Raw genomic sequence first — 23129 nt, 5'->3', positions numbered from 1 at the left:
TGGTGGCCTTTTTAAAGTTTATAGCGATTTACGCTTGACCTTTGATCTCTTTAAGACCGTTATAAGGTGCTTTTTCGCCTAACTGCTCTTCGATACGAAGTAGCTGATTGTACTTAGCAACACGGTCACTACGACATAGTGAACCCGTCTTGATTTGGCCAGCTGAAGTTGCAACAGCAAGATCTGCAATAGTTGCATCTTCTGTTTCACCACTACGGTGTGAAATCACAACTGTGTAACCCGCTTCTTTCGCCATGCGAATTGCCGCAAGAGTCTCAGTTAGTGAACCGATTTGGTTAAACTTAATCAAGATTGAGTTAGCAATATTATTGTCGATACCGCGCTTTAAGATTTTAGTGTTTGTAACGAACAGATCGTCACCAACAAGCTGGATCTTATCACCCATGATTTGAGTCTGGTATGCCCAACCATCCCAATCTGACTCATCTAAGCCATCTTCGATTGAAGCAATTGGGTACTGCTCAGTTAGCGACTTAAGGAAGTCAGAAAAACCGTTAGCAGAAAATACTTTGCCTTCACCAGATAGGTCGTACTGACCATCTTTGTAAAACTCAGATGCAGCGCAATCTAGTGCTAGTGTTACATCAGTACCTAAGGTGTAACCCGCTTTCTCAACAGCAACCTTGATGATAGCTAGTGCATCAGCATTTGATGCCAAGTCAGGTGCAAAACCACCTTCATCCCCCACAGAAGTGCTTAAGCCTTTAGACTTAAGTACGCTCTTTAGGCTATGGAAGATTTCAGCGCCCATACGCAGTGCTTCACGGAAAGTCTTAGCGCCAACAGGTTGAACCATAAACTCTTGGATATCAACGTTGTTATCTGCGTGCTCACCACCGTTCAAGATGTTCATCATAGGAACAGGCATAGAGTATTGGCCAGGCGTACCGTTTAGGTCTGCAATGTGCGCGTATAAAGGAACGCCTTTAAATGCTGCTGCCGCTTTAGCCGCTGCCAAAGACACAGCTAGAATCGCGTTAGCGCCTAACTTATCTTTGTTTTCAGTGCCATCAACGTCAATCATGATTTGATCAAGCTCAGCTTGAGCTGTTGCGTCTTTGCCCATCAAAGCGTCACGAATGAGTCCATTGATGTTTTCAACAGCTTTTAATACACCTTTACCCAAGTAACGAGCTTTATCGCCGTCACGTAGTTCTAGTGCTTCACGGCTACCAGTCGATGCACCAGATGGTGCTGCCGCCATGCCCATGAATCCGCCTTCTAAATGAACTTCAGCTTCAACAGTTGGGTTACCGCGAGAATCCATGATTTCGCGACCGATAATATTAATAATCTTAGCCATAATGCCCTCGATTTAAGTTTTAAAGATAAATTTAAAGATAAAAGTAAAACGAAATTCTGTGCAGTTATTACATCGCTAGAAACAAAAAAGCCGCCCCCATAAAATGGAAGCGGCTTTGTCGTAATTAGTCTTCTAAATCACGTTTTTGGTAGGCTGCTGCAGCGGCAACAAACCCTTCAAATAACGGCTGACCATCACGAGGAGTCGATGTAAATTCAGGGTGGAACTGACCTGCTACGAACCATGGGTGGTTTGGTAGCTCAATCATTTCAACTAATGAACGGTCTGATGATAGGCCACTGAAAATAAGGCCAGCTTTCTCAAGACGCTCTTTGTAGTTGTTGTTCACTTCGTAACGATGACGGTGACGTTCAACACAAGTCGTAGACTTATAAGCCGCAGCCGCTTTAGTACCTTCTTCAAGGTGACATAGCTGAGCCCCTAGACGCATTGTGCCGCCTAGGTCTGATTCTTCATGGCGCTCTTCAACTTGGCCGTCTTCGTTGATCCACTCAGTGATCAAACCAACCACTGGGTGTGGTGTTTCTGGCATAAATTCTGTTGAATGTGCACCTTCTAGACCTGCAACGTGACGAGCGAACTCGATCAACGCAACTTGCATACCTAAACAGATACCAAAATATGGAAGGTTGTTCTCACGTGCAAACTTAGCCGCCATGATCTTACCTTCAACACCACGCTCACCGAATCCACCAGGAACTAGGATACCGTCTAAGCCTTGTAGAACTTCATCGCCCTTAGCTTCAACGTTTTGTGAATCGATATACTTGATGTTAACTGACACGCGGTTAAATAGACCTGCATGCTTTAATGCTTCGTTAACAGACTTGTAGGCATCTGGTAGTTCAATGTACTTACCTACCATACCAATAGTCACTTCGCCCACTGGGTTAGCTTCTTGGTATACAACCTTTTCCCACTCAGCTAAATCGGCTTCTTTACAATCGATGCCGAAACGCTTAGTCACAAGTTGGTCTAGACCTTGCGCTTTTAGTAGTGCAGGGATCTTATAGATACTGTCTACGTCTTTTAGTGAGATAACTGCACGTTCTTCTACGTTACAGAATAGAGAAATCTTAGCTTTCTCGTTTGCAGGAATAGCGCGATCACCACGACAAACCAACACATCTGGAGCGATACCAATTGAGCGTAGCTCTTTTACAGAGTGCTGTGTTGGCTTAGTCTTAACTTCGCCCGCTGCGCCTAAGAAAGGAACAAGAGTCAAATGCATAAATAGGGTTCTATCACGGCCAAGTTCAACACCTAGCTGACGGATAGACTCTAAGAATGGTAGTGATTCGATATCACCTACTGTGCCGCCGATTTCAACGATTGCCACATCATGGCCTTCACCACCAGCAAGGACTTTTTCCTTGATAGCGTTAGTGATGTGCGGAATAACCTGAATGGTTGCACCTAAGTAGTCACCACGACGTTCTTTACGAAGTACTTCTTCGTAAATACGACCTGTAGTAAAGTTATTACGACGGTTCATCTTGGTACGGATGAAACGCTCGTAGTGACCTAAATCTAGATCAGTTTCAGCGCCGTCTTCTGTCACAAACACTTCACCGTGCTGTGTTGGACTCATGGTACCTGGATCTACGTTAATGTATGGATCCAGCTTCATAATGGTTACGTTTAGGCCGCGAGCCTCTAATATTGCAGCCAAAGAAGCTGCTGCAATGCCTTTACCTAGTGATGAAACCACGCCACCAGTAACGAAGATATACCTTGTAGTCATGCTGAACCTGAGAAAATGAGTTGGAAATATGTGCTTGTAAGAAAGCACTAGGACGGGGCAATATTATACCAAAGCAACCTTGATTCGACAAACTACAATTAACCTAAAAGCTAAGTTATTTATTTGCTTCATCCTGTTTAACCTGATCCCAGTAACCATCAAGCTCTGTTAATGTGTGTTCCGTCATCAAGCGACCATCAGCTTGTGCGTAGGCTTCAACGCCACGAAATCGCCTTTCAAACTTATGATTTGCTTGCCTTAATGCCTGTTCTGGCTCAACACCTAAGTGCCTTGCAAGGTTTACCACAGCGAACAATAAGTCACCCATCTCATCTTTTACTTTGCCTGCATCGACCGTGTCTTGCTTTACTTCATAAAGCACTTCATCGATCTCTTCATGGATTTTTGCCACCACAGGCTCAAGTTCTGCCCAGTCAAATCCAACCCTAGCCACTCGTTTCTGGATTTTTATCGAGCGCGATAACGCAGGCAAACTCAGAGGAATATCATCAAGCACTGAGTCTAGCGCTCGCTGACTGCGTTCATCCGCTTTCAATTGCTCCCAATTTTGCTTTATCTCAGCCGTACTTGTAGCCGCTAAGCCTTCAAATACATGGGGATGGCGACGAGTAAGTTTATCGCAAATACGCTCAACCACAGTGTCAAAATCAAAAAGCCCCTGCTCTTTACCAAGCTGACAATAAAAAACAACCTGAAACAGCAAGTCACCTAATTCGTCAGGCAACTCATCGAGAGCCATACGCTCTATCGTGTCCGCCACTTCATAAGCTTCTTCTATGGTAAATGGCACGATTGTCTGAAAATTCTGCGCTCGGTCCCAAGCACAGCCCGTTTCTGGGTCGCGCAGCTTTTGCATAATATTAAGTAGAGGGCGGGTATCGCCAACTAGTTGAGTCATTCCACTTTCCTGTACAGTGCTTTAACGCTGTCACGCTAAAGTCACGATTAATAATTACATATAAAAACGGCAACCCGTTGGTTGCCGTTATCTTTAAGTTACAGCCTTCTGGCCTGTATCACGCCATCTACTTGGTTAATCTTGGATAACACTTTAGACAAGCCATCTAAATTATAAAGCTCAAGCTCCAATTCAATGGTCGCGGTTTGCGTTTTCACATCTGAGGTTGAGCTCATCGCCATCACATGGGTCTTTTCTGCCGCGAGTACCGAAGTTAAATCTCGAAGCAGTCCAGAGCGGTCATTGGCCAGCAGGCTTAAACGGATTTTATAACCACCGGAATAGTTCTCGCCCCACACCACATCGACCGAACGCTCAGGCGCGGCGCGAATTAACTCTTTAACCTGATCGCAATCGGCTCTGTGTACTGAAATACCTCGGCCCTTGGTAATAAAACCAAAAATCTCATCACCAGGTACAGGCTGACAACATTTAGCGATATGACTCATAAGGTTGCCGACGCCGTTGACTTCGACTTGCCCCTTACCTCTCTTAACCGACTTATTCTGGCTCTTCTTAACTAAGTCTTCGACTACCTCTTCATCACTGAGCTCTTTAGTGCGCAGACGACTTTGAACATGGTTTACCACTTGATTAAGACGTACATCTCCGCCGCCAATACCAGCCAGCAGGTCATCCATACTCACCAAGTTAAATCTTTCTACTGCAGACTGTGCATCTTTAATATTCAGATTAATTCGCCCAAGCTCGGCATCGAGCATCTCTCGACCAGCAACGATATTCTTATCTCTATCTTGCTGTTTAAACCAGTGCTGAATTTTTGAACGAGCACGAGAAGTCTGAATGTAACCCAGGTTTGGGTTTAGCCAATCACGCTTAGGGTTTGGGTGCTTTGAGGTGATGATCTCTATGCGCTGCCCCGTTTCCACCTGATAGGTAAACTGCACAATACGGCCATCGACCTTGGCGCCAATACATTTATGCCCCACATGAGAGTGAATGTAATAAGCAAAGTCGAGTACCGTCGAACCTAAGGGGAGATCAATGACTTCACCGTTGGGAGTAAACACGTACACTCGGTCTTCAAAGACCTGACTGCGGATCTCATCGACCAAGTTACCGCTTTCGGCCACATCTTCTTGCCACTGCAAGATTTTACGCAACCAGTTAATCTTATCTTCGTAACCGCTTTGTTTACCGCTAGCGCTACCTTCTTTATATTTCCAGTGCGCAGCCACACCAAGTTCTGCGTCTTCATGCATCTGCTCGGTACGAATTTGGATTTCAACAGTCTTGCCTTCAGGCCCAACCACCACAGTATGAATAGACTGGTAACCATTTGGCTTAGGGTTGGCTACATAGTCATCAAACTCACGTGGAATATGGTGCCAAAGTGTATGCACTACACCTAAGGCGCCGTAGCAATCTTGCAGGCGGTCGGTCACGATACGTACGGCTCGTACGTCAAACAGCTCATCAAACTTAAGCTGCTTGCCCTTCATTTTCTTCCAGATACTGTAGATATGTTTAGGGCGGCCGTAGACCTTAGCGCGGATCAGATCTTTATCGAGTCGCGCCTGTAATTGGCTAACGAAGTCATCGATAAAGGTTTCTCTGTCGAGGCGCTTACCATCAAGCTGCTTAGCGATATCTTTATAGGTTTGTGGATGCAGGTAGCGGAACGAAATATCTTCAAGCTCCCACTTAAGCTGACCAATACCTAATCGGTTAGCCAGTGGCGCATAAATATCAGCGATCTCACGGGCGACAAGGACTTTAACTTCCTCATCGGCGTTCTTGATCTCACGCAGCAAACAGATGCGTTCGGCAAGTTTAATCACCACTGCGCGCACATCTTCTACCATGGCCAATAACATCTTACGGATATTATCGATCTGCGGCTCGCCGCTACGAGTCTGATTATCGACTTTTAGCGCGCCAATAGCATTCATGGTCTCAACGCTCGACACCAAAACGGCTAGCTTAGCGCCAAACTCCTCTTCGACATCTTCTTGCGTGATTAGACCCGCGTCAAACACCACAAACAAGATGGCGGCCTGTAGTGTTTCAATATCCATATTCAGCGGCGCAAGAATTTCTATCATCTCGCGCGCACGTTTTAATACGGTAACGTTCGCGTCTTTCTTTTGCCCCACGAGCAGTTCGACCCGCTCAATTAAGGTCAATAGAATTTGAGCTTCCGAAGCATCACTTATATAACGTTGCACCCATTCTTCAAGTTGAAAATCAGGATCGCTAAAATGTGCTTCACGAACAGATACCATCGTATTTAATTCCTTTACATACCTAAGATAGAGGTTAACAGCCACTTAACTATATCTTTTTAATTTATACCCACTATATTCGTCATTCAGGCGTTATTGTCAATGTACAAAAGCTGACAATTGCGACTAAAAACGCCTATATGGCCTGAGTTTGAATTGTATGAGTTATATTTAAGCAAAAGGTTTCATTAAATGTATCTATTTGTGTCTTTTTGTTTAATTTCCTAACTCAAACAGCGCCATCGACTCTAAGTGATGGGTCTGAGGGAACATATCTATTAAGCCAATTTTTTTAAGCTTATAGCCCTGCTTTAATATCACTTCACTGTCGCGCGCAAGACTCGCCGGATTACACGAAACATAGACTAAGGATTTTGGTTTAAGCTTTTTCAGTGACTGCATGCTTTCATAGGCACCCGCACGAGCGGGATCAATTAACATCTTATCGACCTTACCCAACCATGGCTCTTTAGATAGATCAGCACTTAAGTCTGCATGGTAGAAAGAGACTTTATCTAAGCCACTTTGCTGAGCATTGGCTCTTGCCTGCTCAACCATAGCTGGCACCCCTTCAACACCAATCACCTCGGCGCCATCTTTGGCCAGCGGCAGACTGAAGTTACCAATACCGCAGAAAAGGTCTAGCACTCGCTCGCCAGCTTTTGGCGACAACCATTCTACGGCCTGATTCACCATAGCTTGGTTTACCGGACCATTAACTTGAATAAAGTTACCAGGAGAGAAGTTAAGCTTAATATCACTGCCAGCTAAGGTGTAAAACGGCTGCTCACCTGCGCCATTTAGGTGCTCACACTGAGCGTCATCATCTTGCAGTAGCACGATAACATCATGCTTATTTGCAAATTCAACTAATCGAGCCTTATCTTTATCCGACAGAACTTTAGTCACTCGAAGCACGACAAAGTTGCCGTTATCGGCCTCGGTCAACTCAACGTGGCCTAAGGCTTTTTTACCGCTTAACTGATTAAGCATAAACGCTAGGTCTGGAATTAAGGCTGATAAGGGCTCTGCTAATACCGCACAGGACTGGATCTCAACCACATCACTGCTGCTACTCGCTCTAAAGCCCAAACTAATGTGTTTAGTGTTCTTATCAAACCAGGTTGCTAAACGCGCACGGCGGCGGTAATGCCAAGCATCACTACTGAGTGGAGCGCAAACCTCACTCGCCTGAGCTTGAGCAAATTTATTCACCAAGTCGACAAGTGTATTGGCCTTATGTTTACGCTGAGCCACAATATCAAGGTGCTGCAGATCACAACCACCACATTTATCAAAATGTGGACACGGCGGAGTCACACGCTCAATTGATCGCTGCTCAATTTTGAGCAACTTACCGCGAGAAAACTTCTTTTTCTGCTCAGTTAACTGCACCGATACCGTCTCATCGGGTAAGGCGCCATTGATAAAAACAATCTTACCATCGTGATGACCAATGCCAGCCCCTAGATGATCCAGCTGCGTCACCTTAAGTGACAACTTCGATGATAATTGCTTAGATCTATTTGGTTTTGCTTTAAAAAATTGTGCCATTTTGCTCTCTAAATAGATAAAAAACTGGCCAAAACAGGTTAATATCTGGCAGTCTATCGATAACTCACACTATATTAAATGGTAACCCATACAAAGAATGAATGATGCCAACAATATGACCAAATACAGCCTTCGTTCGTGGGTTCTGGTATTGGCGTTAGCCCCTACAATTTTAGTGGGTATCTTATTGGGCGGCTATTTTACCATAAATAGATTCTATGAACTTGAAGATACGCTCATAGAACAAGCAAGTAATATCATCGAGCCCTTGGCAATAGCCTCTGAAGTGGGGCTTGAAAGCAAAGATTTCGAAACCACCAAGAGGCTGATCACCTCAGCGCAATTGAATAAAGCATCGTTGGTGCAGTTTATTGCCATTTTCGATGCTAATAACCGGGTTGTTGTTACCTCTCATCATTATAAAAATCACGAAGTCATGCGCTTCGATAAACCCTTAGACTCAATGCTGCGTACTGAGAGATCCCCTCATAATTTCCCCAAAGCGTAACCATGTGTGAATAAATTTTGAGCTAGTAGGGTTGCAGCCACGAGTAAGTCTTCCCTTGTTATTGTGTAGCCAGAATGCCGCAAAACTTCCATGCCTAAGCGAACTGTTGAGAGTACGTTTCGATTTCTGACTGTGTTAGCCTGGAAGTGCTTGTCCCAACCTTGTTTCTGAGCATGAACGCCCGTAAGCCAACATGTTAGTTGAAGCATCAGGGCGATTAGCAGCATGATATCAAAACGCTCTGAGCTGCTCGTTCGGCTATGGCGTAGGCCTAGTCCGTAGGCAGGACTTTTCAAGTCTCGGAAGGTTTCTTCAATCTGCATTCGCTTCGAATAGATATTAACAAGTTGTTTGGGTGTTCGAATTTCAACAGGTAAGTTAGTTGCTAGAACCCATGGCTCCTTTGCCGACGCTGAGTAGATTTTAGGTGACGGGTGGTGACAATGAGTCCGTGTCGAGCGCTGATTTTTTCGGCCTTTAGAGCGAGATTTATACAATAGAATTTGGCATGAGATTGGATTGCTTTTAGTCAGCCTCTTATAGCCTAAAGTCTTTGAGTGACTAGATGACATATCATGTAAGTTGCTGATAGGTTTCCAGTTTTCCGCTCCTAGGTCTGCATATTGTACTTTTCCTCTTACTCGACTTAACCAGTACCAACCCAGCTTCTCAACGGATTTATACCATGGCACTTTAAAGCCAGCATCACTGACAATGAGCGGTGTGGTGTTACTCGGTAGAATGCTCGCAAGGTCGGCTAGAAATTGGTCATGAGCTTTCTTTGAACATTGCTCTGAAAGCGGGAACGCTTTCTCATAAAGAGTAACAGAACGACCGTGTAGTGCGACTGAAGCTCGCAATACCATAAGTCGTTTTTGCTCACGAATATCAGACCAGTCAACAAGTACAATGGGCATCGTATTGCCCGAACAGATAAAGCTAGCATGCCAACGGTATACAGCGAGTCGCTCTTTGTGGAGGTGACGATTACCTAACAATCGGTCGATTCGTTTGATGTTATGTTTTGTTCTCGCTTTGGTTGGCAGGTTACGGCCAAGTTCGGTAAGAGTGAGAGTTTTACAGTCAAGTAATGCGTGGCAAGCCAACGTTAAGCTGTTGAGTCGTTTTAAGTGTAATTCGGGGCAGAATTGGTAAAGAGAGTCGTGTAAAATATCGAGTTCGCACATCTTGTTGTCTGATTATTGATTTTTCGCGAAACCATTTGATCATATGACAAGATGTGTATCCACCTTAACTTAATGATTTTTACCAAAATCATTAGGGGATTCATCAGTGCTGCGTACCGAACTGGAACAAGTTGGCGACAGTATGATTTTACGTTCTCCCATTTTTAAGAGCGATAATATTCCTGTTCAAGATTTAAATAGCGAGCCACACGCTAACGCTAACATTCCCAAAATTGGCTATATTGCCATCCTTATCAATAAAGAAAACGCATTGCTGCAACAGCACAGAGCAGCCGTAGCCGCCTTTATTATTGTATTAATTGGTGTACAACTAAACCTCTTCTTCACCTTCCGCTTACTTAAAAACGTGACCCAACCTATTACCGACATGGTTCGCGTGGTAGCCAAAATTCGAGAAGGTAAACTCGATACGCGCTTAACCGGTAACTTGATTGGCGAGCTGGATCTGCTTAAACGCGGTATCAACGCCATGGCAGGCTCCTTGTCTGAGTACCATGATGAAATGCAACAAAACATTGATCAGGCCACTTCCGATTTACGAGAAACGCTAGAGCAAATTGAGATCCAAAACGTTGAACTGGATATGGCAAAGAAGCGCGCACTAGAGGCGAGTCGTATTAAGTCTGAGTTTTTGGCAAATATGTCGCACGAATTAAGAACCCCTCTTAACGGTGTGATTGGTTTCGCCAAACAGCTATTAAAAACCCCACTGCACTCAAGTCAGCAAGACTATATTCGTACTATTGAGCGCAGCGCGACTAACCTACTAAGCATCATTAACGACATTCTCGACTTTTCCAAATTGGAAGCCGGCAAGATGGTGCTAGAAAATATCCCCTTCTCGTTACGTGAAACCATAGAAGAAACGGTAACTATGCTTTCGAGCAACGCACGGGAAAAAGAGTTAGCCCTAATTATCGATGTCGACTCTCGTATTCCTGAAGATGTCTCTGGTGACGCCATGCGCTTTAGCCAAATCATTACTAACCTAGTGGGTAATGCGATTAAGTTTACAGATAAAGGCAGCGTACAATTAAAACTGCAACTTGAAGAAGTCAAAGACGGAAAGGTGCATATACGCTGCGAGGTCATAGATACGGGCATAGGAATTGATGAAGAGCAACAATCGTCGTTATTTCAGGCCTTTGGTCAAGCAGACTCCTCAATATCACGCCGTTTCGGTGGTACTGGCTTGGGTCTAGTGATCACTAAACGATTAGTTAATCGTATGGGCGGTCAAATAGGCTGTTATTCCGAGCCAAAGCAAGGCTCTACCTTCTGGTTCTCACTACCGCTTAATATTAGCCAATATGCAATAAATGATACCTTGCCGCTGTCGACACTTGAGGGAAAAAGTATCATGTTATTTGAGCCTGATAGCCTTACACAGCATGCGATTGAACGTATGTTGCTGCGCTGGGGACTAAAAGTCACTCTTGCAAAAAATATCAAACAATTAGAATTTTTGCTTACTCAATCTAATCATGTCTTTGATTTCGGCCTTATGAGCTGCCGCGCAATCGCTACAACTCACCAGCCAGCAAATGCGCTTAAACTGGCCAAATCAAAGATCGAATACCTGCTGCTTATCTCTGATTGTGTCGAACAGGAAGAAGTCTTCTCCCAGATGCGCCCCTATATAGATAAACAGCTTTCTATGCCTGTGGGCGAAAAGTTATTATCAAGCTCACTATTGGATCCGCATTCAGCAGTATTTAACGACAGCTTCACTGCATTAACACCAATAGTTGCCCCTATAAAACTGGAGAGCTTAAGCGTACTGGCTGTTGATGATAATCCAGCAAACCTAAAACTAATTAATACCTTATTAAAAGAGTTAGTCACACAGGTGCAGGTTGCAGATACTGGCGAGTTAGCTGTAAAGCTCGCCAAAGAGCGCAGCTACGACTTAATCTTTATGGATATTCAGATGCCCGGTACCGATGGTATTACTGCGACCAAACAGATCCGAGCTAACTCGGCCAACCGTAACACCCCTATTATTGCGGTCACGGCTCATGCAATCGCCGAGGAAAGAGAAAGGATCACCTCAAGCGGCATGGATGGTTACTTACCAAAACCTATCGATGAAGCAGCCCTAAAAGGGGTGATCACTCGCTGGAAGACCAAACCTAAGTTTACTCATTTCGAACAACGTACACTTAATTGGGAACTTTGTTTGACCCAGGCGAATAACAAGCCAGACTTAGCTCTGGATATGCTAAAGATGTTGTTAAAATCGCTACCAGAGACTGTTGAGCAAATTGAATTAGCACTCTCTAGTTCAGATAATGACAAAATGCTTGCCTGCATCCATAAGCTTCACGGTGCCAGTTGTTATTGCGGTGTGCCGACGACCCAATCACTTTGCCAAGAAATTGAGTCGAGCTTAAAACGTGACGTATCGGTGGAAGATGTAGAACCGGAAATACTAGAGTTACTTGACGAGCTAACTAAGGTAGAATCTGCCGCTAATCAAGTGATCTCCCAGCTATCAGTGGATATATAAGATGACAAACAAACAGGGATTTTTTAAACGTTTAAAAGCATTAGAGTTACCCCAGAAAAAGCTTTTTGCGGTTGCCCTATGCCAACGCATGCTACCTAACTATCAGCTTTTTTCTGAAGTGTGCGAATTTGGCGATCCAAAAGTACTCGACACCTTGCTAAATCTACTTTGGCAATCGATGTACGACAATAAGCTCAAGCTGAACATAGATATCTACCTTGAACGCCTTGAAGATAATACACCCGAGCCAAGCGATTTCGACGTATACGGTGTGTACCCGGCTATGGATGCCGCAGTAGCATTAACTTCACTTATCAGTGCGCTACAGAGCAAAGTTGAGGAAGACATCACTAACATCAGTAAGCTGTCTTCGTCCACTGTTGCCAATTATATCGAAGCAACCTGTGAGCAAGAGTTCAAAAATGAAGATGCACTCGATGACTATATCTTCGGCCATGAAGTGATGCAGGAAGAGAAAGAGATGCAAGAATCTCTTTTACAAATCATCGAGGAAAACCCATCAATGAAGGCTGACTTCATTAAAGGTTTGCGTAAAGAAATCGTTGAGATTGGTGTATCAAATATCGGTATCGAAGCGAGCCGATGAGTGTAATCTGCTTCACTTAAATACTGCAAGCAGGATCACTGAAAGCGCATAAGGTTAATTGCCTTGTGCGCTTTTTACTTATACCAATCAGTATAAAGATTTGGTCGCTCAGCGAGAATTTAGCAGTTCTGAGGCGAGGTCATTAAGTGCTCCTCGGTAACTGCTCCTGCGTTACTCTACCTCCTATATCCATATAGTCGTGCATTAATGACATTCACCACATCTGACCTCCAAGGATGGAGGAAATGTCTTATGTATGTCAGGAACATACAAGACCATGTGGTTTGCAACGAGTGAAGAGCATAGTTGAACTAGGGTTAAGTTCCCTCTTGTTCCTCAAGAGTCAATGCGTCAGGAACGCTAAAACTCGCCATTCTGGAGCGTTTTTGGCTGCCCACTTCCGCGTTGAATATCTTTACAAGGGAATAACCATTCTTACAGCTATTCGCCTTGAATTAGTTTGCCAAAAACCGCTCTGAGTAGCTCAACTTCTTATACTGATTGGTATTATCAGCCATCAAGCTTCATCGAAAAAAGAGTTGCCGCCTTTGACTGCATAAACTCGATGAACAGCTTTACCTTTAATGGTTGATGACTGCGCTGATGATACAAAATAGAAATGCGTCTCTTTTCACCAATCCACTCCGGCAGCAATGCTTGCAACGCACCGGATTTAAGCTCCTTGTTAACAAAAAGCTCTGGGCCATAGAGAATGCCACCATCGTCAACAGTTGCTTCAACCGCCCCATGCAAGTCACTTAAGGTCAGCTTAGCCTTTCCATCATAGTAAAATGACTCGCCAGACGGATGCTTAAGCGACCAATTATATAAAGGCCATACCTTAATCAAGTCATGGTTTTCCAGCTCACTCGGATGCGTTAATAACGGCGCCTTGTCGATATACTTAGGTGAAGCAAATAAACCATAATTCAGTACACCTAAAGAGCTAGAGATCCAAGATGAGTCTGGTTGAGTACCGCCAACAATAGCTACATCGACCCCCTCATCAATCAAGTCAATCACGTTATTATTCTGCGCAATATGCAACTGAATATCAGGGTATTGCTCGCAGAACTCATTAAGCGTCTTAATAAAAATCATCGAAACAATCGACACTGGCGCCGCAATGCGTAGCGTGCCCTCAGGCTTATCGACACTGAGCCCACTAATGCTATCAAACTGAGAGATAATCGACTGGTATTGCTGAAACAGTGCCATGCCCTCCTCGGTTAGCCTAAGCTTACGGGTATTGCGCATCAACAGCTGCTTATCTAACACAGTTTCCAACTTGGTCAACTTACGGCTAACTGTCGCAATCGGCATATCGAGTTCTTTAGCAGCTTGAGAAAAGCTACCCGCATTCACCAAATGCACAAATTGGTAAATCAGCTGTAATTCCAAACCAAAATTAGTACTCATCAATAATTAACCTATCTTAAATCTGACACCTTTTTTGCAAGCAGTAATGAGCAAAGCTTATATAACAAAACTCAGTTGAAGCTATCTCGACATAGTATACCAAAGCACAAGTAGTCGAGCGCGCTGACTCACTCTTTTACAGTTTTATACTTTAACATTCTACACTTTATAGACGCATGTTTGGGGCCATTAACACCACATTTAGTATTGTCGCCTTTAATCGGGCTGCACTCATGGCTATGGGATTTAAAAGAGGGAAATAGGCCCTTAAAGCAGTCGCCAAAGTCTTGCTAATTATCATTACTTGTTATTGCATTCTCACTTCTGCAAACCCGGTTAGTTTGAAACTTCAGCGACTTTTGATGCCGCATTTAGAAATTGAGCCCAAATTAATTATCTTTAGCAGTTTGCCACTACTAGCAGCCTATTTAATGATTGAGTCCATTTGTAAGAACTCAATTTAACCATCGCAAAACAAGCGCGAGTCAATACGTAAAATTAGAACACTAAATAAGCTAAAAAATAGCTTGGCCAAAAAGTAGTTTGGGATTATGATTCGCACCCTTTTTTCATAAACCGCTCAAAAAATGACACAAACAGTTGTTTTTCTGTTATTAATTCTGGCTTTAATTTACCCGCCTACCACACACTCTTTCGAACTGAGTCCGCAAGATAAAGCCTACTTACAACATAAAAAAGCCTTAGTTGTCGCAATGCCTAATACAGGTTTGCGCACACATTGGAACGTCGACCAGCCCGACACCGAGGGAGTTTACACCCAGTATTTACTTGAGCTTGGGCGCCAATTAAACATCGGAATTCAATTTAAAGGCTATGACGACTTAAAGTCATTACTACAAGCTGTTGCATCAGGAGAAGCCGATCTGTCTTTGGGCTTTACTCCAACAACTGAGCGTGAAAAAAGCTTGCTGTTCTCTGTACCCGTATTTGAAAATTATAAGCTGCACTGGTTACGTAACTCGAGCTATCGTAATACCCCTGCATCTGAAATGCATTGGGTGTGCGTTAACGGTTCATTTTCTTGTAACGCCACAGAAAAAAACAGTTATAAGACAATCACTAAGGTGAACTCACTCGACAGCCTAATTCATCATTTATCAACGGGTAAAGCTGATGGCGCAATCATCCACTTTGGTGCCGTACATCACTACTACCAAACTGTAGCCGTTGGTGAATGGTTGGGCGATCTGGTTTTTAATGAAGCCAGCAAACCCATTTTATCATCGTTCATCACAGCAAAAAGCAACCTTGCATTGATGAAGATATTAAACCTATACCAGCAAGAACTCCAACAAGGAAAAACAGTAAACCCATTTAATTTTAGCAACTTAAGCATGTTGCACAATGAGCTAACCATAGAAGGGATCTATCAACAATACAACCGAGAAACAGTCCGTTATACGATAGAAGAAAATTTACACCCGCTGTCTTATTTACCTGAAGGCAGCAAGGAAGTCAGCGGCTATGCTCACGACATCATGAAAATGTTCGCTCTCAAAACGGGATTGAATATTGAGTACGTGTACCCAAATGGCCGTGATGTTGACCAGATGCTCGAGCAAGGTATTGTCGACCTTATTCCTGGTCGTTTTATAACTGATAAAGCCAATAGCGCCCTAACAACCACTAAACCATTCCATACGATTAAATGGTCATACATACGTACTACGAAACCATACACCCAGCCTCGTGTGGCAATTTTAGATCGTACAGGCCACTTATCAATATTAGACACTGATAACTTTAAAACACTTAATCCGTTTGTTTATTCTGATTTCTCAGCACTCAAGCATGATATTGAGCAAGGGCTGATCACCCACGCCTACATTCCACAAAGCATTGCCCAATACTATTTATATTTTGGTAATGAAACTGACTTTAAGTTAGTAAACAGCAATACAAACCCACTTATCAGTGAGCTAGGGATCAAGCTTAATGCAGAGTCAGATGCCTTAAGAGATATGCTCAACGTGGCTATTGCAGTGACAACCAAGAATGAGGTTGATATTGCAGTGAAAAACCACTGTAAAATAAACGCTCAATATGGCTATGACAAACAGCAAACTAAAAGCACTATTTTGTCATTAATAGCACTGATTGTTATTGCCGGTGCTGCCAGTTTCTTGTGGAATAAAAAACTTAAGGGCTATTTATTAGAAGCTAGAGCTAGTAGTAAGAAAAATCACGATAAAATGACATGGTTAATGAGTGTGCTAGATAGGTTTCCAGGCATGGTACTCATTTCGGATGCGAATGGAAAATCCCTGCTAGCTAATGACGCCTATAACGCCTGTTTTAAAAGCTGTGTTAATTCTGACTGTATTATGAAAAAGGCCCCCTGCGGCTTTTTGAATGCGGCTAATAATAAAAACTCTAATAGTAATGAAGAAATTCTGCACCTTGCTAAAAGTGACTGCATGATTGCTGACAAGTATTACCGTGTCTCGCGAGAAGTCGTTAATTACAATGACGGTAAGCAATATTACATTACCGTTTTTGCTGATTTTACCGAATTAAAAATGCGTAAAGAACAGCTAAAGCACTCACAGCAACAAGCCGTTGATGCTTTAAAAGCCCGCGAAGCATTTTTGGCGATTATCAGCCATGAACTTAGAACTCCACTGGCCGCCATGATTGGTCTTATGGAGCTGTTGAACCCTGAGTTGCAGAACCCAAAGAGCCAAGAACTGTTAAGTAATGCCCTTACCTCTGCCGATAGGCTAAAAGGTTTAGTAAACGATATTTTAGACTTCTCAAAAATGGAAGCGGATCAGCTACAACTTGACTTATATCCAGGTAATCTATTTAACGAAATAGCCCCTACACTAAGGCTATTAGAAGCGAGCGCGCAAAACAAAAATATCGACTTCATCTTGAACTGGCAGGCCACAAACCTATGCAATACAAGCCTAGACTGGAGTCGTATTAGCCAAGTCCTTAATAACCTTATTAGTAACTCGGTTAAGTTTACTCAGAAAGGCTTCATCAAAATCTCTGTCAGCAATACATCCGATTTACTATTGCTAACGATAGAAGACAGTGGTTGCGGCATGACACCCGAACAGCAAAAAACACTGTTTCAGCCCTTTATTCAGGCCGATCCCAGCATCAGCCGCAAATATGGTGGTACAGGACTGGGTATGTCTATTGTGCAGAGCCTTGTTGAGCTTATGGGCGGACACATCACTGTCACCAGCCAGCTCAACGTTGGGACACAAGTGACTCTGAAACTGCCAGCAAAATTCTTACCGCTCAATCAAGCGTTAATTAGTCATGCCCACAGCAGCAATGAAGCAGTGAGTCATTGGTTATTAGCATGGGGAGTTAAGCAGAGCCAAAGCAGTAAGAACATTACCCAAACAGCAACAACCTGCAATATTTATCCAGACCTGTTATTGAGACAAGCGCTATTAGAAAACAATGTCTTAAGCAGCAAGAGGACAGTTGCCAGTTCACAATACAGTGGTACAGTTATGGTCGCGGATGATGATCCTATCAACCGCTTTTTATTCCAGCAACAGCTCAAAGTACTAGGGGTTGACGTAGTTACCGTAAACGATGGCGTGGAAGCACTAACGTATTTATCGGCTAACAAAGACACGGTCCACATGCTGATCACTGACTGTCACATGCCAAACTTAAATGGCTATGATCTCGTCAGTCAGCTACGAGCAACCCCTGAATTTGCCTACTTGCCAATTATTGGTTGCACAGCTGAAGATTCGCGCTTAGTGGCCGAAAAAGCCAATGATGTCGGGATGACAGAGGTCATGTATAAGCCTTATCCATTTACCTTGCTCAAAGAGCTGGTTGCGCGCTACTGTGTCGAAATTGTCCCCAATGCTGAACAAGAACTACTGGGCTGGTTAAACGAATACAGTGATGAAGAGCAACTACAGTTCTCAGCGATTGTCAGGGATTCACTACAGGCAGACAAGCAGCAAGTGACAGAACAGAGCATCCCCTTATCAGCCATCGGCCACCGCATTAAAGGCGCTGCCAATGCACTGGGACTCGCCGCCCTGGCAGCTGCAGCAGAGCAATGCGAAACGGTTTCATCTACTGAAGCCCCCGTTGCCATTGCCCTGCTAAATAGTGAAATTGATCGTGTTGTTAATGCCATCAATAACTGGCTAAACACGCAATATCAATAAATAAGCTTAATGGAAGGCAAAATTTAGCCGATAGCTATTAATATTAATGGCAGCAGTACTAGCGACTTGCTGCCATGTAAGACCACATACCCTTGTTATTACAAACACCGTTTTTCGTTTTTGGATCATTTCGATGCAATCTTTTCAAACTCTAAAAGTCCTCGTTATCGATGACGCGCCCACCTTCTTATTTACCATTAAGAGCATGTTGGTAAAGCTAGGCTTTTTAGAAAATAACGTGCAAACCTGTAAGTCAGCTAAAGTCGCCTTAGAGCTCACATCAAACAAACAGTTCGATGTGATTATCTGCGACTATAACTTTGGTATTGGCATGAATGGCAAGCAGTTATTTGAGGAGTTCAAACACCTGAACCTATTGACCGATGAAACTGTGTTTATCTTGGTTACTGGCGACAATTCAGCGGCAACGGTGAGACCCATCATAGAGCTAAAACCTGATGAGTACCTGCTTAAACCTTTTAATGCTGTGTCATTAAAGGAACGGATTTCGGTCGCCATTCGACGAAGACAAAAATTGTCAGGCCTCTATAGCGCAGAGCGTATGCTCGATGCGCAAAAAGGCCTACAGTTATGTGACGATTTAGCGCCGTTTCATCCCGAGTATTACTTTGTGATAAAGCGCTTTAGAGCATCGTTTCTCACCATGTTACAACGATATGAACAGGCTAAATTAGTCTATGAATCGACACTAGAAAAAAAACAGTTGGATTGGGCAAAGGTCGGCTTGGCGAACTCATTAGCCAATCTTGGTCAAACAGATGAAGCGGAAACCATCATTAACCAGTTACTGATGACTTCTCCAAATGACACGCGCATTAGAACCGAGGCCGCCTATCTAAAACTGAAAAGCAACGACATCCCAGCGGCAATATCACACCTTGAAATTGCCAGCCAACTGGTACCGGGTAATTCAGAGCGAGAACTCGTCATAGTTAACTTGTGCCTATCAGTTGAGGACTACCAACAAGCGCTCTACCACTACCGCTTGTATCTAGAAATCAATAAAGACACCTATCGCAACAATGAGTTTGCCAAACTAACCCTTATAAGAGTGCTGCTATATGCTTGTAGAACCAGCCCAAATAAAGCCAACCTCATCGAAGAAGCTAAGCACCATTTCAGACTCTTAATGGAGTCAAAAAATGACGCTATCCAAGATGAAATAGAGCTCATCAAGGCCCATATATCATTGGAGCTAGGTTACTATCGCTCGGCAATTACTATTTTAAAAGACCTGCATAGCAAAGAGTGTTTCAGCCATTTTTATGCTGCGTACCATTACGCCTGGTTACTCAATATAATGAGCGTTGAAAATGAGTTTAATCAAGCAATTCACTGGTGCAGCCAAACCTTTGGTTACGAACATAATCAGATAGTATTTTCTAGTAAAGTAGCCATGCTAAATGAATTAAAAAATAGCAATGAATCAAAAAAGGCTTGGTTAAAACAGAAGTATCTCAAGGTAAGAAGTGACAATATCGACAGTGCAACCTTGCTTGAGACCTACCTGGCCATCCATGAAAAAGCTCCGCTGCTTAAGATGGTGTGCTTGAACATTATCAAGTCACTATCTTACGTCTGGCCGCAGCGAGCAGGCGTTACCCAAGTTCGGGAAATAATAAGCCGTTGTGACAATGTCGTCAGGCAGCTCTATGCTGAAGCGGAACTTGACGCAAACAATTATCAAGATTATTACCAAGCTGCATTAAACCGATGCAAAGGACGAATTGAATAAGCGCTTATGGATAAGCGCTGAAAATCCTTTTGTTATGGCAAATCAAACTTCGTTTGATAAAAGTCGAGAGCTTCCAGCTCACACGGACTTCAAGTTAGACCCCGTCTAACAAGTAACGTCGTGGCGCTTCGCCCGCACCTTAGAATAACAGCGATAAAACTCATCAGTATTTTTGAGCTGATGATGACTTTTTTGGAAAAGTGGTTCCAATGGCCTGCGGCCAGCGCATATGCAGACACTTCTGAGACACGCTGCAAGTACGTCCCTGTAAGCTCTACGATGGCATCCATGCCATCAAAGGCCTCAGCTGTATCTACACTCAGTTAGAAAAGCACAACCTTTGGCATTGGAAGTTTTAGCTGTTCTATCTTTCCCTAACACGTTTCTGGACATAAGTTTGTCGGCGCTTGTCGCTGAGCTAAATCTAAAGCCAAATCAATCAAACTTCGTTTGATAAAGGTCGTGAGCTTCCTGCTCACACACGGCCAAGAAGGGGTCTACAGCAACCCCCTCTTGGATCACCCCTGCCGCCCCGACGAAGTTACATGCATTAGATACGGGCCTCATACTTATGGATAAATCACTACCGCTTCCGATGGGGCATCCTGCCCCGCGAAAGCTACGCCGACATCCCTGTCGGCATCACGCGATTTATTCCAACGTACTTCGGCAACTTCGATGGGGTATTGGTATTTTCTGTAAGCCAGCTGGGATTATTTAGCTTTGAAGTTATGGCAAAAATAAAAGGAGCTATAACTCACTTTTAGACAGAAATACATCAGTGTAAAAGGTCTAAAAATGGGTAATGGGATTAGTAAAAGTATGGGGATCAATTAAAGTTTACTCTGACCCCATATATTTTATACTTTTGGACAAAAGCTATTCACCACGAATAAAGGCTAAAGTTCGCAGTAAGCTCAGATGTCGCTACTTCTGTGGAACGCTATAAAGCCGTCCTTGGCCGCTCTGCGGTTTCATCCTTGAAACCGAAGCCCACAGCCGTACCGACATCTGAATCATCATCCTTCCGAATTAGTTATCTCAGATGTTTCAAACTCATTTTTTGGACAAAAACGTTTTAGAACTTAAGCTCTGAAAACGACGATTGGTATTAGGGAAAGTATGGCAATCAGGTATGCAGCAACTTGTTATGCATTTGATAGCTCGACTTTATCGAGGTGTAATAATCTAATTTTAAAATCAGAGTCACCTAATTCGATATTCCAACGATGCTCCATAAATCCGAGAAGTTCCAAGCCTCGCTCTGAGATTTGATTCGGAGTCCAGTCTTGATTTTGCGCAACCTCATTCTCGGAAACAGAGCCGTTATAATAACCAACACCCGCTCCGTTATTGACCTTTTTAGGAAAACTATCATTTTGCAATGCCGAGTTTTTGGAGCGGGACAGGGGTAACAAATTACCTAATGAATGAGTTAAATAGCGCTGTTCGTGCTTATTCAGGTAACCAAAGCGGTCTATCCAATAAACATCCTCAGGTGTTTGCGGAAAGATATGCTCTAAAGTTACATGGTCTTTTTTGCTGGTTTTTAGTACATTCCATGAAAGCTTGCTGGTTGCCTGCTTACCTTTCTCTTTAAGCCAGTGCTCATTCTCATACAAGAAGTAACGAATACCGTCCCAGTGATAAAACCCATCCCTATCCAATTCATACTTTTCTTCAATATGAGCCAGAAATTTCTCAGGGTCATAATAGCGATTAACCCAAGAATTTATAGATTCCACTACCTCTTTAATCGATTTAACTCCAGTCAAGAGATCTCGTGACATGCTGAAGAATTCAGTGTCGCCCGTATTCGCACGACGTTGGCTAAGGTTAAACAGTGTGAAATTATAGCGTTCGGCTGCTACCAGTAACTGACTAATCATTTCAGGATTTTGCTTGGAAACAAATGCAGACAAGATCAAGGGCTTGAAAGACCGGAAGCTTAACCGCTCCAAACGGTCGAGCCAAAGCTTCTGTGAATCGGTCAGATGATTAGCCTGTGCATAGTAGGGGTCATGCATATAGAACCAATATACGATAGACTGCTGAAGACTTTTCACATAATCGGAGATTTCTTCAATCTTCAGCTCATTTTCTGATTTTTTAGGGTGAGTAATATTTCGGGCATTAAACTTCTCATCCAGTAAGAATTTTATGTAGTCATCCCCCTTCCGCCGAGTGTATTTGAAGTACATAGTCCAATGGTTGCGAAGAAAGAGATTATCACTCAGGGGAACTTCAGGATTTTTACCCAAGTACTCATACATGGTTTTCCATGCATCGTTAATATTAACTCTTAACTGTTCTCGCCCATCATTGTCCTTAAATAGGGTAGAAAGGTAGATCAATCTGTTCTTGAGCAGCTCTAAACTGGTAAGCGGCTTACCTCGATTATTCATTGTTTCGAAGGTAACAAAAACGTCAATTTCTTCGTCAATTTCGTACAAATTGAATTTCAACCTCTGCGTTAGCTTCTTATAGATTACAGCGATCTCATCAACCGACATACCTGCTAAACGCTCCAGAAAATAGCGTTTAGCAAAGCTGAGATTACGTGTATAAAGCGTTTCGAGGAACTGATTTGAACCGGAATGTTCACCAAATATCTTGGTTTTCATGTATTCGTCACTGGGGTTATCTTTCTCGTAGCCAAAGATAAAACTTTGTTGCAGTTTATTGTCGGCTTCAAAAAATATAAACTGCTTGCGAATAGAAGCGATTGACTGATAATTTAGCTCTGCGCCTTCCTCGACAGATTCAAGGATTGCCTGCAAAAGAATCATTGAAGTGGTTAACCGCTGTTGACCATCGACCACATAAAATGGGCGAAAACCAACGCCTTCTATTAACCATAAATCCTTCTCCCAGCGCTGATATAAACTGGATTTTACCGGTTCAAGTGTGATTACACCGGTATAGTGAATTCGATCAGATTCGAGCTGAAGAATATCTTCCCAAAAGTCCTCAACTTGGTGCTCCTTCCACGCATAACCACGCTGATAATCAGGAATACGTAGTAAACGTCGCTCGAAAATATCGCTTAGGCTATTCAGTTTCATACACATATTTCCAT

11 protein-coding genes and 2 pseudogenes are annotated in these 23129 nt (G+C 43.3%); 5 read left to right on the top strand and 8 right to left on the bottom strand.

Going from position 1 to position 23129, the window contains the following annotated elements; genetic code table 11:
* Positions 1–28 precede the first annotated feature (28 nt).
* The 5 genes from eno to rlmD all read right to left on the bottom strand — a co-directional run bounded on the left by eno (position 29) and on the right by rlmD (position 7868).
* On the bottom strand, positions 29–1324 hold the full coding sequence (eno, locus tag K5Q73_RS05770) for a phosphopyruvate hydratase (protein WP_220759888.1): 1296 nt from the start codon (positions 1322–1324) through the stop codon (positions 29–31).
* A gap of 124 nt (positions 1325–1448) precedes the next feature.
* The gene (locus K5Q73_RS05765) at positions 1449–3089 is read right to left on the bottom strand and encodes a CTP synthase (RefSeq protein WP_220759886.1); all 1641 of its coding nucleotides are present in this window, start codon (positions 3087–3089) and stop codon (positions 1449–1451) included.
* 115 nt (positions 3090–3204) lie between these two features.
* Positions 3205–4008, bottom strand: coding sequence for a nucleoside triphosphate pyrophosphohydrolase (gene mazG / locus K5Q73_RS05760; RefSeq protein WP_220759884.1), 804 nt, complete (start codon positions 4006–4008; stop codon positions 3205–3207).
* Positions 4009–4106: 98 nt separating this feature from the next.
* Positions 4107–6314, bottom strand: coding sequence for a GTP diphosphokinase (gene relA, locus K5Q73_RS05755; RefSeq protein ID WP_220759883.1), 2208 nt, complete (start codon positions 6312–6314; stop codon positions 4107–4109).
* A 216-nt stretch (positions 6315–6530) separates the two neighbouring features.
* Positions 6531–7868, bottom strand: coding sequence for a 23S rRNA (uracil(1939)-C(5))-methyltransferase RlmD (gene rlmD, locus K5Q73_RS05750; protein WP_220759881.1), 1338 nt, complete (start codon positions 7866–7868; stop codon positions 6531–6533).
* Positions 7869–7965: 97 nt separating this feature from the next.
* Here rlmD and K5Q73_RS05745 point away from each other — a divergent pair.
* A pseudogene (locus K5Q73_RS05745) lies at positions 7966–8346 on the top strand (two-component sensor histidine kinase BarA); the annotation flags it as partial.
* Between the two features lie 8 nt (positions 8347–8354).
* On the opposite strand, the gene K5Q73_RS05740 reads toward K5Q73_RS05745, so the two are convergent.
* Positions 8355–9563 carry an IS4-like element ISVsa5 family transposase gene (locus tag K5Q73_RS05740; protein WP_014386814.1) on the bottom strand — a complete coding sequence of 403 codons (1209 nt, stop codon included), beginning with the start codon at positions 9561–9563 and terminating at the stop codon, positions 8355–8357.
* 112 nt (positions 9564–9675) lie between these two features.
* Between K5Q73_RS05740 and barA the strand changes: the two are divergent.
* Positions 9676–12093, top strand: a pseudogene (barA, locus tag K5Q73_RS05735) (two-component sensor histidine kinase BarA); the annotation flags it as partial.
* Between the two features lies 1 nt (position 12094).
* A complete protein-coding gene (locus tag K5Q73_RS05730) occupies positions 12095–12700 on the top strand; it encodes a YjaG family protein (protein ID WP_220759879.1) in 606 nt (201 codons plus the stop codon).
* Between the two features lie 510 nt (positions 12701–13210).
* Here K5Q73_RS05730 and K5Q73_RS05725 read toward each other — a convergent pair.
* Positions 13211–14119, bottom strand: a complete 909-nt coding sequence (locus K5Q73_RS05725) for a LysR family transcriptional regulator (RefSeq protein WP_220759877.1) — start codon at positions 14117–14119, stop codon at positions 13211–13213.
* Positions 14120–14706: 587 nt separating this feature from the next.
* On the opposite strand from K5Q73_RS05725, the gene K5Q73_RS05720 reads away from it, so the two are divergent.
* Together K5Q73_RS05720 and K5Q73_RS05715 are read left to right on the top strand one after the other, a co-directional pair.
* Positions 14707–18294 carry an ATP-binding protein gene (locus K5Q73_RS05720; protein WP_220759875.1) on the top strand — a complete coding sequence of 1196 codons (3588 nt, stop codon included), beginning with the start codon at positions 14707–14709 and terminating at the stop codon, positions 18292–18294.
* A gap of 133 nt (positions 18295–18427) precedes the next feature.
* Entirely contained in the window at positions 18428–20050 is a 1623-nt protein-coding gene (locus tag K5Q73_RS05715; RefSeq protein ID WP_220759873.1) for a response regulator, read from the top strand.
* Positions 20051–21198: 1148 nt separating this feature from the next.
* On the opposite strand, the gene K5Q73_RS05710 is transcribed toward K5Q73_RS05715, so the two are convergent.
* Positions 21199–23115 (bottom strand): DUF262 domain-containing protein, encoded by a 1917-nt coding sequence (locus K5Q73_RS05710; protein ID WP_220759870.1) that lies wholly within the window; start codon positions 23113–23115, stop codon positions 21199–21201.
* Positions 23116–23129: the final 14 nt, after the last annotated feature.

This window comes from Shewanella sp. MBTL60-112-B2, assembly GCF_019655055.1.
Lineage (GTDB): Bacteria > Pseudomonadota > Gammaproteobacteria > Enterobacterales > Shewanellaceae > Shewanella.
The sequence above is the reverse complement of the archived record's forward strand: the minus strand, read 5'-3'. Positions and strand labels throughout refer to the sequence as shown.